Genomic DNA, 17,417 nt, shown 5'->3' on the forward strand with positions numbered 1-17,417 from the left:
TTTTTTCTGTCTAACTTTTGGGGTGCAGTTCAAAAAGAGAGTTGATACGATACGTTTTATAATGGGCAGATTTACTTAATTTTATCTTCAATTTTGATTTTGCTCATCCGAATCCTTCTTCTGTCTTTGAATATAGACTATCGATACCAACGAAAGTAAAATAACTCCAAGACCGATAATTAAAAAGGAACCTAAATGAACACTTGGTAGAAAGGTCATTAACCCCTTCGCAATCGGCATAAAGAGAATCGCTAGTGTAAAAATGGTACTCAATACCCTTCCCAGATAGTCTCCATCAACCTTGGTTTGTACCTGAGTAAAGAAGTGAATATTAAAAATTGTCATAAATAATTCACAAACTAGGTTTCCTGAAAAAGTTAGAAAATTAGGCAGTGGTAAGCCCATCATGAAAACTCCTACTCCTGTGAGGATCAATAAGAACAAGAGTGTATTCATGCTCGATTTAAATTTATTTGCTATCAGTGCTCCTATGATTGAGCCAATTGCACCCATGGTTAAGATAGTCGCATAGGCTCCGTCTACCCCATAAAGTTTATTTGAAAAAGGGAGCAAAAACTCAAAAGCTGCAAAAAAGAAATTCACACTTGAAGCCACTAACAAGAGAAAGAAAATTTCTTTTTGATGCCTGATATAGTGCAAGCCATCTTTGATATCCGCAAAAATAACTTTCCCGGTGAAACTCTTCTGCTCTTGAACCTTTGGTTCTTCTTTGGGAAGTAAAGCAACTAGAGCAAAAGCAATGAAAAAAGTCAGTGCATCTAGTAAGAGCGCCATATGAAGACTTGCAAATTGTAAAACGAGGAAAGAAAGCACAGGAGAACTAACACCAACAACCTGCAAAACTAACTCCAAGCGAGAGTTATAGGTCACTATCTCGTCCTTTGCTACAACTTCCGTTATAATAGCTTTATTGGCAGTGCGAGAAAATGCAAAGGCAATGGCCTGGACAATATTAGCAAAGATCAAAGCTCCAATCATCCAGTTATCATTTCTGATAAAGGAAATGGCCAGACAGAGAATCCCACAAACCAAGTCTGTTGTCATCAAAATCTTGCGACGCGAAAAACGGTCTGAAATAACTCCACCAAAGGGATTAACTAGAATGGATGTAACGAGTTCCGAGATCTGATAAATCCCTAGAACGGTTTGCCCAATCGTTCCCATCGAGGCCAGCCAAACACTATTTCCATAATCATAGAGCATATTTCCTATCTTGTTTATAGCTCCACGGCTAATCAACTGTACTGCGTATCGATTCATAAAAACTCCTCTCAAATTTTGAAACTATTGTATCAAAACTTGAAGGAGTTTCTCATTTTTCCCTTATTTGGGAAAATTAATCTTTTACAAATTTATCGTAATGTTCCTGATAGTAAGCTACCTGCTCTGGAAGCTCAAGCACGGCAAAAATATGCATTGCTTCCTGCATTTGCTTACAACCTTCTTTTTTTTGCCCCTTCTGATAAAGGGCAAAGCCTTTAAGAAAGTGGAAAACATTACGCTCATAGAGTTTGATACTCTTACCTATGATTTTCTCTATATAAGCTTCAAAGTAGCTGGCATTTTCAAAAGCAAGATGTTCTAAACAATACTGGTAACAATTAAGGGCTAAAATCAAGACCAGTTTTCGATGGCGTCCAATTTCTTTGTAGAAATCCTCCCTCTCCATCACTTCTCTACCAAGTCGAGCAACATAGTCCACATCATAAAAGCTATAGAGATTGCCAAATAGGATCAACTCATACATGGTCCATTCATCTGTTTGGAAAAGATAATCTGCCACCTTATTCAGATCACCTTGCTTCATAGTGAAGCTAGCATCTCTTTGACAAATCAGACCTTGTAACAAAATCCAGTTCAGCTCAAAATAGAGGGGATTGGTTGAACTCTTAGCCTTTTCAAGTTGTTCTCTTTGAAGCTTTTGAAAACCTGCAATATCATTTGAGTAGTAAAGTGGAATAATCTGAGCCATCAAACTGACATGCTCATGATGTTGAAAATTTCTGGCCTTATCCATGAAATTTTCAATCGTCACGTGGATATTGTCTAATATTTCAAAGAAACGTGACGTAGCCATATCAGACTCCCCTAATTCAAAGCGGGATAATTGGGAGGTTGAACAGGCCTCTCCTGCAGCTTCTTTTAGAGAGTAATTTTTACTGATTCGAAATTCACGAAAGACTTTTCCAAGATGTTCCATCTTTACACCTGCTCTGATAATTCTTCCCATTCAAGCATAGCTTCTTCCTGACGGTGGCTGATTTTATCCAGCTCTGCCTGCAATTCCATGAGTTTATCTGCATCATTGGTGGTATGCATTTGTTCAGAGATAGCTTGGGCTTGCGTTTCTAGTTCTTCGATTTCTGTCTCAAGACTTTCAATTTGTCTCATCAATTTACGCAGTTCTTTTTGACTCTCTTTTTGGGCATGGTAGTCATTAACTGGAGAAACTTCTTTTTCTTGGTCAACAGCTGCCGCTTCTTCTGCTTGGCTAGCTGCTAGCTCTGCTTTTTTATCAACATAATAGTCATAATCACCAAGATAAAGTGTTGATCCATTCTCAGATAATTCCATCACATGAGTGGCAACACGGTTGATAAAATAACGGTCGTGGCTGACGAAGAGAAGAGTTCCATCAAAGTCAATTAGTGCATTTTCCAGAACTTCCTTGCTATCAATGTCCAAGTGGTTGGTCGGCTCATCCAGAATCAAGAAGTTGTTGTTTTCCATTGAAAGTTTAGCTAGAAGCAGACGAGCTCGCTCGCCACCTGACAGCATTCCAACTGATTTCTTAACATCGTCACCAGAAAAAAGGAAGGCGCCTAAACGATTTCGGATTTCCACTTCTGGCGTCAATCTAAAATCATTCCAAAGTTCATCTAAAACTGTATTGCTTGGTGTCAACTTACTTTGAGTTTGGTCATAGTAGCCAACTTCAACATTAGCACCAAAGCGCTTCTCACCCTTGATAAAGGGAATCTGATCCACAATGGATTTAATAAAGGTTGACTTACCAATACCGTTAGGACCAACAATGGCAATAGCATTCATCTTACGAAGATCAAGGTTGATGGGTTCTGATAAGATTTCACCATCATAGCCAATAGCAGCATTCTCCACTGTCAAAACAACATTACCAGATACTATATCAGAATGGAAGGTCATATTAGCTGATTTTTTACCAGCTTCAGGCTTGTCCAATCGCTCCATTTTCTCCAGTTGCTTGCGTCGAGATTGGGCACGTTTGGTCGTTGAAGCTCGAACAAGATTTCGGTTGACAAAGTCTTCCAAAGCAGCAATTTCCTTCTGTTGCTTTTCGTAGTTTTTAGCTTCAGTTGCAAGCTTCTGCTCCTTTTGCTCCACAAAACTAGAGTAATTTCCAACGTATCTATCTAAAGAATGTTTGGTTAAGTCGAGCGTTATGGTTGCTACTTTATCAAGGAAATAACGGTCGTGGCTGACGATAATTAAAGCACCGCTATAATTAACTAGATAGTTTTCTAACCAGGCAATGGTTTCAATATCTAGGTGGTTAGTCGGCTCGTCCAAAACCAAGAGATTAGGCTTTTCAAGAAGCATTTTGGCTAGCGCTAGACGGGTATTTTGACCACCGGAAAGCTCAGCGATTCGCATCTGCCACATGGACTCGTCAAACTTGAATCCATTTAAAATAGAGCGAATATCGGCTTCATAGGTAAATCCTCCAGCCTGACGGAAATTTTCTGATAGGCGATCATAGTCAGACATAAGTTTGTCTAATTCTACCCCAGTTTTTTCCCCCATTTCCAACTCCATCTGTCGAAGTTGTCTTTCAATACAACGCAAGTCATCAAATACATGTAGCATTTCTTCGTAAATTGTATTTTCAGACTCAAAGCGACTATCCTGTGCGAGATAAGAGAGGGAAATATCTTTTTTCTTATTGATTTCACCAGTGGTTGGCTCCTCTTCTCCAACCAATATCTTGAGTAAAGTAGACTTTCCAGCACCATTTTTCCCAACGAGGGCAATGCGGTCTCTTTCATCTACTTGTAGGTTTATATTATCAAAAAGAACCTCTCCAGCAAAAGAACGTTCAATTTTATTAGCTTGTAAAATAATCATACAAGTAGTATAGCATGTTTCCCTAAGGCATTCAAGACTCGATAAACAGGCATATGTCACTACTTTTCTGAAAATTATGCTACCGTTTTACTAAAACGCTAAAAAGTGCTATAATGTGAACGGTTAGAACAATTTACAAAAAGGAGAATTTTAATGTCTTACCAAGAGAATTACCAGAAATGGGTTGATTTTGCGGAGCTTCCAGACTACCTTCGTCAAGATTTGGAAAATATGGACGAAAAAACTAAGGAAGATGCCTTCTATACAAATCTTGAATTTGGTACTGCAGGTATGCGTGGCTTGATTGGCGCTGGTACAAATCGCATCAACATCTACGTTGTTCGTCAAGCTACTGAGGGATTGGCTCGTTTGATTGAGTCAAAAGGTGGAAACGAAAAAGAACGCGGTGTAGCAATTGCCTACGATAGCCGTCACTTCTCACCTGAGTTTGCCTTTGAATCTGCGGCAGTTCTTGCTAAACACGGCATCAAATCTTACGTATTTGAAAGCCTCCGTCCAACTCCAGAACTATCATTTGCAGTTCGTCATCTCAACTGTTTCGCAGGTATCATGGTCACAGCTAGCCATAACCCTGCTCCATTTAACGGTTACAAGGTTTACGGTGAAGACGGAGGACAAATGCCTCCACACGACGCGGACGCTTTGACTACTTATATCCGTGCAATCGAAAATCCATTTGCAGTTGAAGTTGCTGATGTGGAAGCTGAAAAAGCTTCTGGCTTAATTGAAGTCATCGGCGAAGCTGTTGACGTAGAATACCTTAAAGAAGTTAAGGATGTAAACATCAACCCAGCCTTGATTGAAGAATTTGGTAAAGACATGAAGATTGTCTACACACCACTTCATGGTACTGGTGAAATGTTGGCTCGTCGTGCTCTTGCCCAAGCAGGATTTGATTCTGTTCAAGTCGTTGAAGCTCAAGCAACTCCTGATCCTGACTTCTCAACTGTAAAATCTCCAAACCCAGAAAGCCAAGCAGCCTTTGCCCTTGCTGAAGAACTTGGTCGTCAAGTTGGTGCAGATGTTCTTGTGGCAACTGACCCAGATGCTGACCGTGTTGGTGTTGAAGTTCTTCAAAAAGATGGTAGCTACCTCAACCTTTCAGGTAACCAAATCGGTGCTATCATGGCTAAATACATATTGGAAGCCCACAAAAACGCTGGAACTCTTCCAGAAAACGCGGCTCTTTGCAAATCTATCGTATCAACTGACTTGGTAACGAAGATTGCTGAAAGCTACGGCGCAACTATGTTCAACGTTTTGACAGGTTTCAAATTTATCGCTGAAAAAATCCAAGAATTCGAAGAAAAACACAATCACACATACATGATGGGATTTGAAGAAAGCTTCGGTTACTTGATTAAACCATTCGTACGTGATAAAGACGCTATCCAAGCCGTTCTTGTCGTTGCTGAACTTGCTGCCTACTACCGTTCACGTGGTTTGACACTTGCAGACGGTATCGAAGAAATCTACAAAGAGTACGGCTACTACGCAGAAAAGACAATCTCTGTTACCCTTTCAGGTGTCGATGGTGCTGAACAAATCAAAGCGATTATGGCTAAATTCCGTAACAATGCTCCAAAAGAATGGGATGCAACAGCTATCACTGTCGTAGAAGACTTCAAGGCTCAAACTGCCACTGCTGCTGACGGTACTGTTACAAACTTGACAACTCCTCCAAGTGATGTGTTGAAATACACACTTGCTGACGGTTCATGGATTGCTGTTCGCCCTTCAGGTACAGAACCAAAAATCAAGTTCTACATTGCAGTTGTAGGTGAAACCAACGAAGAATCACAAGCTAAGATTGCTAATATCGAAGCAGAAATCAATGCTTTTGTAAAATAAAGACCTAAAAAGATGAGACCAAATAATCTCATCTTTTTTTCGTATCAAATCTAAGCAATTTTAGAAACTTTATGGCATACTAGACTTATCAATGAAAGCGAGGTAATCTCATGGAACAATTTTTAGAAAACATCAAAGATCTTGAAGTTACAACTGTAGCGCGTGCTCAAGAAGCACTTGACAAGCAAGAAACTGCAACTTTCTTTATCGGACGCAAAACTTGTCCTTACTGCCGTAAATTTGCTGGTACATTGGCTGGTGTGGTGGCTGAAACCAAAGCGCACATCTACTTCATCAATAGCGAAGAACCAAGTCAACTCAATGAGTTGCAAGCATTCCGCTCACGCTACGGAATCCCAACTGTACCAGGCTTTGTTCACATTGCAGATGGACAAATCAATGTCCGTTGCGACTCTTCAATGTCAGCACAAGAAATCAAAGAATTTGCAGGATTGTAAAATAGTCTATAAAAAAGAAGGCATAGGCCTTCTTTTTTATAGATCAGTCAGTGGTGTTGCAGTATCTGGTGAAGTATCGTAAACTTGAAAGTCTACTCCTACTCCCAGATCTGCTTGAGCTAACTGATTGACCATGGTCATGTGAGCCAGCTCTTTGATATTATTTTCCTTGGACAAATGGCCTAGGTAAATCTTCTTGGTACGATTACCTAGTGTACGAATCATGGCGTCTGCTCCATCCTCGTTTGAGAGGTGACCAAGGTCAGACAGGATGCGTTGTTTGAGTCGCCATGCGTAAGATCCTGCTCGCAGGATTTCCACATCATGATTTGACTCGATTAGATAGCCATCTGCGTTCTCGACAATGCCAGCCATCCGGTCACTAACATAGCCCGTATCCGTCAGCATGACAAAGCTCTTGTCATCCTTCATAAAACGATAAAACTGGGGCGCCACTGCATCATGACTCACACCAAAACTCTCAATGTCGATGTCGCCAAAGGTTTTAGTTTTACCCATCTCGAAAATATGCTTTTGCGACGAGTCAACCTTACCAAGATACTTACTATTTTCCATAGCCTGCCAGGTTTTCTCATTGGCATAAAGATCCATGCCGTACTTACGAGCCAGAACGCCCACGCCGTGGATATGGTCTGAATGCTCATGCGTAATCAAGATAGCATCCAAATCCTCTGGTTTACGATTGATTTCACTCAAAAGGCTTGTAATTTTTTTGCCAGAGAGTCCTGCATCTACTAAAATTTTCTTTTTTGGTGTTTCCAAGTAAAATGAATTTCCACTGGAACCCGACGCTAAAATACTGTATTTAAAACCGATATCACTCATTCTAGTCTTCTAGTTCATCCTCCCAAATCTCTTCTTTCACGGCATCCTTATCGTATGGAAGTACGATAGTAAAGGTAGATCCCTTGCCATATTCACTCTTGGCCCAGATAAATCCCTTATGTTGCTTGATGATTTCCTTGGCGATAGCCAATCCTAGTCCTGTTCCTCCTTGAGCACGACTTCTAGCCTTATCAACCCTATAAAAACGGTCAAAAATCTTTGGTAAATCTTCTTTAGGAATCCCAAGTCCTTGATCTGAAATAGATAAAATCATCTGATCATCTGTAGTTTTCATGTTAACAGTGATTTTTCCACCATCTGGTGAATACTTGATAGCGTTATTCAGGATATTGTCAATCACCTGGGTCATCTTATCTGTATCAATCTCAATCCAAACAGAAGTAATCGGATAGTCTCTCACCAACTCGTACTTCTTCTCCTCATCTTGACTTTTCATTTTATCAAAACGATTAAGGATAAAGGTGATAAAGGCCGTAAAGTTTATCAACTCAACATCTAAGTGACTAGTTGCGTTGTCAATCCGTGATAGATGCAAGAGGTCCGTCACCATCCGCATCATACGGTTGGTTTCATCCAAAGAAACCTTGATAAAATCTGGAGCAACTGGTTCTGTAAGAGCTCCTTCGTCCAAGGCCTCAAGATAGGATTTTACACTGGTCAAAGGTGTACGCAACTCATGACTAACGTTCGAAACGAAAAGCCTTCTCTCACGTTCTTCCTTCTCTTGTTCAGTCGTATCATGTAGAACTGCTACTAAACCAGAGATAAAGCCAGACTCTCTACGAATCAAGGCAAAACGAACGCGCAAACTGATATACTCGCCATTAAGATTCTGCGAATAAATCATCAGCTCAGGGCTCTGAGTAATAAGTTCTCTCAGCTCATACTCTTCTTCAATCTTGAGTAATTCTAAGATATTTTGATTAAGAGCATCATCCCTTTCAACTCCAAGTTGCCTCTTGGCCATATCATTGATCATGATGATTTGCCCACGACGATTGGTTGCAAGCACTCCGTCTGTCATATAGGCTAGGATACTATGCAACCTCTTACTCTCTTGTTCGAGATTTTCCTGAGTCAGACGGATTACTTCGGACAAATCATTAAGATTGTTAGTGATATTAGTTATCTCTGAACTTCCCTGCATATCCAAAACCTGAGAATAATCACCATCAATCAAATCTTTTATTTTCTGATTGATCTGCCTCAAACGAATATTATCACGACGACTCTCAAGCAAGAGAAAAGACACTAACAGAATAAAGCCAATTAAGATGAGGATAAAGATAAAGTCGCTCGTCAAAATTGTTTGTCTAATTACTTCAATCATTATTTCTCATATAATATCCCACTCCACGACGAGTTAGGATGTATTCAGGTCTGCTTGGTGTGTCTTCAATCTTCTCACGCAAGCGTCGAATGGTTACATCTACTGTACGGACATCCCCAAAATAGTCATATCCCCAAACGGTTTCAAGAAGATGTTCTCGGGTAATAACTTGTCCAAGATGAGAAGCTAAATGATGCAAGAGTTCGAATTCACGGTGGGTTAGGTCTAACTCTTCACCATATTTCTTAGCCACGTAGGCATCTGGTAAAATCTCCAAATCGCCAATCTGCAGACTTTGTAATTTCGTTTCAGGTTCTTGGCTATCAACTGAGACAAGATCTGTACGACGGAGAAGAGCTTTAACACGGGCCTGTAGTTCACGATTTGAAAATGGCTTGGTCACATAGTCATCTGCTCCAAGCTCAAGCCCGATAACCTTATCAAATTCGCTATCCTTTGCTGAAAGCATGATAATGGGAACACTACTTGTCTTACGAATAGTTTTTGCGACCTCAAGTCCATCAATCTCTGGAAGCATCAAATCCAAGATAATAATATCTGGCTGCTCAGCTTCAAATTGTTCAAGAGCTTCACGACCATTAAAAGCAGTTACAACTTCATAACCCTCCTTGGTCATATTAAATTTTATAATATCTGAGATGGGTTTTTCATCATCTACAATTAGTATTTTTTTCATTTAGTCACCTTTTTCCTTATCTCATTATACCAAAAAAATGTAAAGAAGACACGCAAGACCGATACTAGCAGCTTCTTTTCAAGTAGGCTTGCCAGATCTTTTGCTGAGGTTTGGCTAGGGGATAATTGCTAAATTCTTCCGGACTTAACCAAAGGACTTCTCTATCTGCATATTCCTGTGTCTCAGCAACTCGGCCTGCAATTATCTGGATATGCCATTTACGATGGCTAAAAATGTGCTTGACCTCTTCAAATCGTAGATCTTGCCAATCAACTTCAAGATCATAGTCCTGTTCAAAACTTTCCTGTGGAGATGGTCCAAGCTGTAAAATTGGCTCCGCTACTTGACTAAAAAGATCCAAATCTTGATTTTGGTCTGAGAATTCATCAACTTCAATCAAGGGAAAATGCCAAAATCCAGCCAAGAGATTTTCACTCTCATTCTTTTCTAATAAAAACTGCCCCTGACTATTTTGTACTACAAGAGCCTTTAGATAAATAGGGATTGGCTTTTTCTTGGGAGCCTTAATGGGATAGCGATCCATGGTCCCATGTTGGTAAGCAGCACTGAACTCCTTAACAGGACTCTCTTCTGGTCTTGGATTAACAGGAGCCTCAATATCTGAACCTAAATCCATCAAAGCCTGATTGAAATCACCTGGACGATCAGGATCTATCAGAACTTCCATCATAGCTTGAAATATTTTTCGATTGCTAGGATTTCCAATATCATGATTTACTTCAAACAAACGTGCCAAAACGCGCATGACATTGCCATCTACTGCAGGCTGCGGAAGGTTAAATGCAATACTAGAGATTGCACCAGCTGTATAAGGACCAATCCCTTTTAAACTTGAAATACCTTCATAAGTAGACGGGAACTTGCCTTCAAATTCACTCATAATCTGTTGAGCGGCTGTTTGCATATTGCGGACACGAGAATAATAGCCAAGTCCTTCCCAGGCTTTTAATAAGCGATCCTCAGGAGCATTTGCTAAGCTCTCAACAGTCGGAAACCAGTCTAAAAAACGTTCATAATAGGGAATGACGGTATCAACTCGAGTCTGCTGCAACATAATTTCAGATACCCAGATATGATAAGGATTCTTACTCCGTCTCCAAGGTAAATCACGCTTGTTTTCGTCATACCAAGCTAATAATTTTTGACGGAAAGAGAGAATCTTGTCCTCTTCCCACATGGTCACACTATATTTCTCCAAATCTAACATATTTCTAGTATAGCATAACCTTTTAGGATACTCAAAAAATCAAGATAGACATTGAAGAAAACACTTTTCTATCATAAAAAACAATCCTTATTATTTAAGCAAAATGGAGAAAAGATAGATTCTGTTCATAATACTCTAATTTTTATATAGCTACTTGTCAGTTTTAATTTTAAATGTTGACCTAAGTTAAATATAGTGGATTGAAATAAGATATAAACAAATTGATTAGGGGAGTCAAATCAATTTCTAGCAATTTTTTAGAAGTCGAAATGAACTATTCTTTATTTAGCCTACTATAATAGTTATGATGATTCCCCAAACTTAAGCTAAAAATACAAATAAAAAAGAGTTTGAGAAAATCCCAAACTCTACTATTTTTTGATTTTATTTTCTAGCTATCTTTTCATCTTCTTCTAGTTGTTTAACTAATTGATCAACGCTATCAAATTTCACCATATCACGGATACGGTCCAACCAGGAAACGATGACAGTTTCCCCATAGATATCGTCAGAAAAATCAAAGATATGAACTTCAAAACGCTCTTCTTCGCCATCAAAGGTTTCATTTTTACCTAGACTTGCCATACCACGATAGACTTTTCTTTGAATTTCAACATCAACGGCATAAACACCATCAGCTGGCATATATGTCCGATCCAAGTTGACTAGATTAGCTGTCGGGAAGCCAATAGTTCGACCTCGAGCATTTCCGTGAACCACTACTCCTCTCGTTGGTAAAGGAAATCCCAAAAGTTTGCCTGCTTCTTTTACATCTCCTTCTAGAATGGCTTGGCGGATACGCGTTGAACTAATTTTCCCCTTTTCATCCTCAACTGGTGGAACAATAACCACTTCACCATGGAAGAGTTCTTTTAAATCCTCAGCTGTTTTTCTATCTGAACCAAGAGTATAGTCAAAACCAACTACAATCGTATCTGCCTTTGCTTCCTTGACATAGGTATCAATGAATTCTTGGGCAGTCATATTTGCTACTCGACTAGTGAAATCCATCAAATACAAACTCTCAACTCCAGCTCTCTTCAATCTACGTTCACGTTCACTAGCATACAAAATATGCAATAAATGTTCAGGTGAATATTGATTCAGAGTTAGTTTTGGTGATTCGTTAAAAGTTACTAGAGCTACTCCCTGGCGCTTTTCAGCAGCAATATTAGAAGCTATTTCAAATAATTTTTGATGTCCAAGGTGAACTCCATCAAAATAACCAAGTACAAGGACGTTTGGTCCTGGTGTTGCAATATCTTTTTCTGTTTTAATAGGTACTGTAATAATCATAGTATTTATTATACCAAAAAAATGGCGCTTTCAAAACAATTTAGACTGAATTCAGCACATAAAACTTAAAGTAAACCTTCTTTGACTTCTTTACGGAGTTGCTCTAGACTATCAATACCATATTTGTCCATGACTTTTGGCAGATTTTCGATAATATCTGGACAAGAATATGGGTTGGTAAAGTTTGCTGTTCCGACTCCGATAGCTGATGCACCAGCCAGATACATTTCTAAGGCAGCTTCAGCAGAATCCACTCCCCCTATACCAATGATTGGAAGCTTAGTTGTTTGAGCTACTTGACGGATTAGTTTTAGAGCTACAGGAAATACTGCAGGTCCAGACATGCCACCTATCCCATTTGCAATAATCGGCTTTCTTGTTTTGAGATCAAAACGCATTCCTACAAGGGTATTGATCATGGTGATTCCACTAGCTCCAGCATCTTCTGCAGCCTTAGCAATGGTTACGATGTCAGTAACACTTGGAGTCAATTTGACGTAAACGGGCACTTCTGATGCTTCTACCGCAGCCTTCACCACATCATAGGCCAACTCAGGATCTTGTCCAATTAAAAGTCCATGATTCCCATGATCAACGTTAGGACAAGAGATATTGAGCTCAATGGCTTTCACGTTAGTTGCCTTAGAAATTCCATGAGATACGGCCGCGTATTCTTGTTTTGAAAAGCCAGCAACATTGGCGATAATAGGGAGATTTGGGTATTCTCTTTCAAGCCAAGGTAATTTTTCAGAGAGAACGACTTCTAAACCAGGATTTTGTAAACCAATGGCGTTTAGCATACCTGCTGGTGTTTCTGCAACCCTTGGAGTTGGATTTCCAAACCTGGGTTCTAGGGTAGTCGCCTTAATCATGATAGAGCCTAAAAGGTCTAAATCATAGTATTTGGCATATTCTTGACCAAAGCCAAAACAGCCTGAAGCAGGAATGATAGGATTCTTTAATTCTAAGCCTGGTAGAGAAACTTGTAATCGATTTGTAGTCATGACACTCTCCTTATAAAACAACTGTGCCTGTTTTAAATACAGGGCCATCTTCACACACACGTTGACTAACTGTTTCACTATCAGGCACTTTCAAGACGCAAGCGTAGCAAGCTCCCATGCCACAGGCCATACGGGATTCTAGGGATAGGTAAGCTCTTGGATGGTCGTAAAATGTTTGATTAATGTATTTCATCATACCTGGCGCACCGCATGAGTAGATTGCATCAAATTCTGTGTCAAATTCATTAATCACTACCGATACATTTCCTTTAATACCATAAGATCCATCATCAGTCGTTACAAAGACCTGACTAAATATGGATAATTCATCTTCCAAAATAACAGCATCTTTAGTAGCGAATCCTAGAACTGTTGTGACATCTACACCACGTTCATCTAATTGTTTAGCTACTTCAAGTAAAGGGGGCACACCAATTCCTCCACCGACTAGGAGAACATGACTCTGCTTATCTAAATCAGATAAGTCAAAGCCATTTCCTTGAGGTCCCATAACATCTAAACTATCACCTGGTTTCAAAGTTGAAAAAATTGCTGTACCAGAACCTTCGATACGATAAATAAGATGGCATTGTTTTTTAGCCTTATCTATAGACGAGATTGAAATCGGACGACGCAAGAGATGGGCATCATCAGGTACACGCAAATGTAGAAATTGTCCAGCTTTCATAGCTTCAACCATTTCTCCTTGAAGTACTAGTTCAAAGATTGCTGGTGCGATTTCCTTTTGAGACACTACTTTCATGGTTTCCAAGCGAATAGCACCCATGCGTTTTTTACAATTTGGATTCATACCGTTTCCTCCTTAAATTTTAAGGGGTTCAGAAAAAGAAAAACCTTGCAATCGCAAGGTTTCAGTAAGATACTTACAGAAAAGAATCAAATAAACTGTGTTTATTCGAAGTTTGTGTAATCTATTTTCTATCTGACACCTTGTGAGCCTCTCTGGACTTCCCTTAAAGGTTAAATTTTTACTAGTATACTGTATCAACCCTAAAAAGTCAAGCAAAAATAGGTACGGTGTCTGACGTATTTTAGTTTACTTATTTTTGTGAAGAGAGAATCTTCTCCAATTTTTGATAATCTTTGACACTGTCGATTTCGTAGATAGAATTTTCTTCCAATTCCTCTACGTAAACATCCAGTTCTTTGATATTATCTTTAACCATGTTGTCCCAGTAGAGATCTACAAATTCACCGCTTGCATAGGCTTCATCGATAAATCCAACAATCTTTTCAGCTGTTGGAGCATCCCAGAACGATACACCACTCAAGATGCGTCCATTCTTACTATCGACGATTATATCTTGAACTTTGTAATCTTCTCCGTAAACTAGGAACCATTCATTGTCACAGTCTTCACGATAAACACTGAAATATGTTGAACGCTCGATATCATTACGGAACATATTTTTGAAAAGATAGTTATCCGCATCGATAACGTAGCTATTAGCCAACTCTTCTTTCACCAAGTAAAGTGAGTAAAAATTATTGTAATCAGCAAACTTATCATTAAAGACCAAACGAACCCCGTACTTTTCTTTAAGATAGTCGAATTGTTCTTTTAAATAACCGACAACGATGATAATATCATCAATACCACGTTCTTTTAAAAATTCGATTTGATATTCAACTAAAGGTTTTTCATTAACCTTGACCAAGGCTTTGGGAGTATTTTCTGTCATGGGTCTCAAACGAGTTCCCAATCCGGCTGCTAAAATAATCGCTTTCACGCGTTTTCTCCTTTATTCTTTAATAATAATATAAACACCAGCCATTACGATAAGGGAAGTAATAATGGTCAGTAAATTAAGGGGCGAGCCCAAGAAAATAGCTGCAAACAAAACAGTCCATACTACATAACTCACATTTAGACCAGTAGCTTTTGCCGGCTGCAATCGATTAATAGCCATATAATAGGCTAGATAAGAAATCATATTTGATGCTGCAAAGATAATCAAAAGACCCAACAATTGACCATTTGCTACTTCCGCAAATGAATGATGCGAGAAGAGAACAATGACAAGGTAGGACAAGAAAGATGTGACTTGTCGTATCAAGAGTGCTTCGAGTTCACTGAGTTCACTTTCCATAGCGAATGAGCTCAGAACACTTTCACTTCCCCAAGCAAGCGCACAAATCAAGGCACAGAGTATTCCGATATAGAAGGAATTCACTTGTTCAACCTTGTAGGTCTGAGCAATAATGCCTGCTATGATTAACAAAATACCAAATACTGTATTCTTAGAAATCTTATGCTTTAAGAAAAAGAAAGCGAGAATGACAGATACTGCAGGATAAATAGCTGAAACTGAGGATGCTAATGAACTACCGATATATTTGACCGCATAGAGATTGGCTTGCATCCCAATCGGCCCAGCTAAAAGTGCTCCAATAATGACACTGACATTTCGAATGTTCAAGAAGATTGAAATACGTACTTTACCTTCTTTAAATAAAAGATATCCTAGCAAGATAAAAATACTCAGAAAATCGTGTGCTGCTGCTACTACAAAAGGTGATAGGTCAGTAAATATAGAGAAGATATAGGCACTAATGGTTAAGCCTAATCCCCAGAAGACACCTGAAAGTAGACCAAAAGAAACTCCATTTTTAGTTTTCATATAAATCTCCTTCAGACTCTAATTCTTTTACAGCTCTATTGTAGCGAGAAATTCCATAATCTCCGAAATCTGCACCATTTTCTTCTTTGTAAATAGTCCAAAGACTCCAAATGATGTCCTGCAAGATTTTGTAGATACGAATTTTTTCTCTAGAAACTGAAGTCTTGTCACTCTCATAATAACTGAGAAAATCTTCTTCCTCTGCACTAGTAAACTCTGATTCTAGGAAGAGGGCTGCCAAATCCCACATAGGATCATTCATAGAAGAATATTCCCAATCAATCAGATAAAGGTGACCATCTGGTCCTTCTATGAAATTTTCTGGTACTAAATCAATGTGACATGATTTCTTATCAATACCGATTTGTTCAAGCTCTTCTTTTAGAGAAAACACAGACTTTCTGACAGTTTCATAGTTTGGATAGGAAATCTCCCCTTGAATCAAGGTTTCATATTTTTTGATTTCCTCAAAAGGAGCAAACTCTCCTTTTAATTCCTTACCCGAAGCATGAACCGTTTGTAAAATAGACGCAATCTTTTCAAACTTAGTCTTGATAGTAGTGGAATTAAGAGTATTCGCAGATTTAATGTACTGATTAACCTTGATACCTGCTTCAATATCGAAAAGATAATTTTCTACATCAAGTTTTAAATCTTTTAACAAGTCCAGATTAAATTTCTCATTTTGACGGTTAATCAATTTATCTGTGCCTTTTCCGAAAAACTTAACGATATACTGATTTGAGGTTGTCTTAACCAAATAGTTGTGATTAGTCATTCCTCCTAGTTGTTCAACACTTATAATATCCTCATCAGTTGATAGTAAAGATGTCAGTTTTTCCTTAATAATCTTTTCCACGCTCATCCTCCATTAGACTTCCCACTTAAAGACTGTTTTAAAGGCAGTATTTAGGTCAGTTGCAAAAACTCGGTGAATATCCTTAATTTCTCGTACTGGTTCTTCTAAATAAATGATATTCTTCAAACGATTGGCAAACTTCTTAATTTCCATCATATGGATGGCATTTTCAAAGTCAACTCGCCCAGAACGTGAAGAACCAACTAGTAGCAAACCTTTTTCCAAGGAATCTCGAGTATTGATGTTGACCTTGTACTCACTAACTCCCATCATCAGAATAGTACCTTGTGGTTTGATGTAACGGATGAGATCATTGATAGCAGGTCCGCATCCATCACCACCACAACATTCGAAACCATGATCAAAACTAAGATCATCTGGGATGCTATCAGTAATGTAGAGCTCTTTAGCAAATGAGAAGAGTTCAAGTTTTTCCCAATGACGGCCAATGACGATAATCTCTGCTTCAGGCAAGGTATAGTTGATAATATTAGCCATGACAAAAGCTAGACTACCATCTCCAATAACTGCAATACGCTGACGTCTGCTGTGAGATACCGTCATGAAACGATTCATAGCATGCATGCCAACACTGACAAACTCTGTAATGGCGGCAACTGTGTCTTCGATTTCTTCGTAAGCTACCACACGATCCTTAGGCAGAGATACAAATTCTCGCATAAAGCCATCATAACCACTCGACAAGAAATAAGTTCCTGCCATATAGTTTTCATAGAATTCCTCATCACTCTGCATAGGTGGTTGGTTGGGAATCATAACAACCTTCTGACCAACTTTGTAGGTACCTGTTGGATCAGAAATGACTGTACCACAAGACTCGTGAATCATAGCCATTGGTAGTTTTTTCGCTAAAATTTTTGGATCACGTTTACCTTGGTAGTAACGTTGATCCGCGTGACAAACCGCCATGTAATTTGGTCGGATGAGGATATGATTCTCTTGATCAATTTCTTCTTCCTGATATTTAATATTAATAAACTTTGGTTTGGTCAGTTGATAAATTTGATTAATCATGTCT

General features: G+C 38.9%; 16 protein-coding genes. 2 read left to right on the forward strand and 14 right to left on the reverse strand.

Going from position 1 to position 17,417, the window contains the following annotated elements; genetic code table 11:
- Positions 1–87 precede the first annotated feature (87 nt).
- From HMPREF2805_RS05485 to HMPREF2805_RS05495, 3 genes are all read right to left on the reverse strand, one after another.
- Positions 88–1,281, reverse strand: a complete 1,194-nt coding sequence (locus HMPREF2805_RS05485) for an MFS transporter (RefSeq protein ID WP_075231726.1) — start codon at positions 1,279–1,281, stop codon at positions 88–90.
- A gap of 76 nt (positions 1,282–1,357) precedes the next feature.
- Entirely contained in the window at positions 1,358–2,221 is an 864-nt protein-coding gene (locus tag HMPREF2805_RS05490) for an XRE/MutR family transcriptional regulator (protein WP_075231780.1), read from the reverse strand.
- Between the two features lie 2 nt (positions 2,222–2,223).
- Positions 2,224–4,125 carry an ABC-F family ATP-binding cassette domain-containing protein gene (locus HMPREF2805_RS05495; RefSeq protein WP_075231727.1) on the reverse strand — a complete coding sequence of 634 codons (1,902 nt, stop codon included), beginning with the start codon at positions 4,123–4,125 and terminating at the stop codon, positions 2,224–2,226.
- 153 nt (positions 4,126–4,278) lie between these two features.
- Between HMPREF2805_RS05495 and HMPREF2805_RS05500 the strand changes: the two genes are divergently transcribed.
- Both HMPREF2805_RS05500 and HMPREF2805_RS05505 read left to right on the forward strand, forming a co-directional pair.
- Positions 4,279–5,997 carry a phospho-sugar mutase gene (locus HMPREF2805_RS05500; RefSeq protein ID WP_075231728.1) on the forward strand — a complete coding sequence of 573 codons (1,719 nt, stop codon included), beginning with the start codon at positions 4,279–4,281 and terminating at the stop codon, positions 5,995–5,997.
- Positions 5,998–6,107: 110 nt separating this feature from the next.
- The gene (locus HMPREF2805_RS05505; protein ID WP_075231729.1) at positions 6,108–6,455 is read left to right on the forward strand and encodes a DUF6568 family protein; all 348 of its coding nucleotides are present in this window, start codon (positions 6,108–6,110) and stop codon (positions 6,453–6,455) included.
- A gap of 36 nt (positions 6,456–6,491) precedes the next feature.
- On the opposite strand, the gene HMPREF2805_RS05510 is transcribed toward HMPREF2805_RS05505, so the two are convergent.
- The 11 genes from HMPREF2805_RS05510 to HMPREF2805_RS05560 form a co-directional block, all read right to left on the reverse strand.
- Positions 6,492–7,301: an MBL fold metallo-hydrolase gene (locus HMPREF2805_RS05510; RefSeq protein WP_075231730.1), complete on the reverse strand. Its 810-nt coding sequence runs from the start codon at positions 7,299–7,301 to the stop codon at positions 6,492–6,494.
- Between the two features lies 1 nt (position 7,302).
- Entirely contained in the window at positions 7,303–8,652 is a 1,350-nt protein-coding gene (vicK, locus tag HMPREF2805_RS05515; protein ID WP_075231731.1) for a cell wall metabolism sensor histidine kinase VicK, read from the reverse strand.
- Complete coding sequence (yycF, locus tag HMPREF2805_RS05520; protein WP_075231732.1) at positions 8,645–9,349, reverse strand: response regulator YycF; 705 nt, start codon at positions 9,347–9,349, stop codon at positions 8,645–8,647. Before yycF ends, vicK begins: the two co-directional genes overlap by 8 nt.
- 64 nt (positions 9,350–9,413) lie before the next feature.
- The gene (gene mutY / locus HMPREF2805_RS05525) at positions 9,414–10,577 is read right to left on the reverse strand and encodes an A/G-specific adenine glycosylase (protein ID WP_075231733.1); all 1,164 of its coding nucleotides are present in this window, start codon (positions 10,575–10,577) and stop codon (positions 9,414–9,416) included.
- 384 nt (positions 10,578–10,961) lie between these two features.
- Positions 10,962–11,873: a bifunctional riboflavin kinase/FAD synthetase gene (locus HMPREF2805_RS05530; protein ID WP_061863015.1), complete on the reverse strand. Its 912-nt coding sequence runs from the start codon at positions 11,871–11,873 to the stop codon at positions 10,962–10,964.
- 65 nt (positions 11,874–11,938) lie between these two features.
- The gene (locus HMPREF2805_RS05535) at positions 11,939–12,925 is read right to left on the reverse strand and encodes a dihydroorotate dehydrogenase (RefSeq protein ID WP_083301286.1); all 987 of its coding nucleotides are present in this window, start codon (positions 12,923–12,925) and stop codon (positions 11,939–11,941) included.
- On the reverse strand, positions 12,888–13,688 hold the full coding sequence (locus HMPREF2805_RS05540; RefSeq protein WP_075231735.1) for a dihydroorotate dehydrogenase electron transfer subunit: 801 nt from the start codon (positions 13,686–13,688) through the stop codon (positions 12,888–12,890). Before HMPREF2805_RS05540 ends, HMPREF2805_RS05535 begins: the two co-directional genes overlap by 38 nt.
- Positions 13,689–13,938: 250 nt before the next feature.
- On the reverse strand, positions 13,939–14,628 hold the full coding sequence (locus tag HMPREF2805_RS05545; protein ID WP_075231736.1) for a sugar phosphate nucleotidyltransferase: 690 nt from the start codon (positions 14,626–14,628) through the stop codon (positions 13,939–13,941).
- A gap of 12 nt (positions 14,629–14,640) precedes the next feature.
- The gene (locus HMPREF2805_RS05550) at positions 14,641–15,519 is read right to left on the reverse strand and encodes a DMT family transporter (RefSeq protein ID WP_075231737.1); all 879 of its coding nucleotides are present in this window, start codon (positions 15,517–15,519) and stop codon (positions 14,641–14,643) included.
- Positions 15,509–16,378 (reverse strand): phosphotransferase family protein, encoded by an 870-nt coding sequence (locus HMPREF2805_RS05555; protein ID WP_075231738.1) that lies wholly within the window; start codon positions 16,376–16,378, stop codon positions 15,509–15,511. Before HMPREF2805_RS05555 ends, HMPREF2805_RS05550 begins: the two co-directional genes overlap by 11 nt.
- 12 nt (positions 16,379–16,390) lie before the next feature.
- Positions 16,391–17,413, reverse strand: a complete 1,023-nt coding sequence (locus HMPREF2805_RS05560; protein ID WP_075231739.1) for a ribitol-5-phosphate dehydrogenase — start codon at positions 17,411–17,413, stop codon at positions 16,391–16,393.
- Positions 17,414–17,417: the final 4 nt, after the last annotated feature.

It is taken from the genome of Streptococcus sp. HMSC034E03, from assembly GCF_001811505.1.
Lineage (GTDB): Bacteria > Bacillota > Bacilli > Lactobacillales > Streptococcaceae > Streptococcus.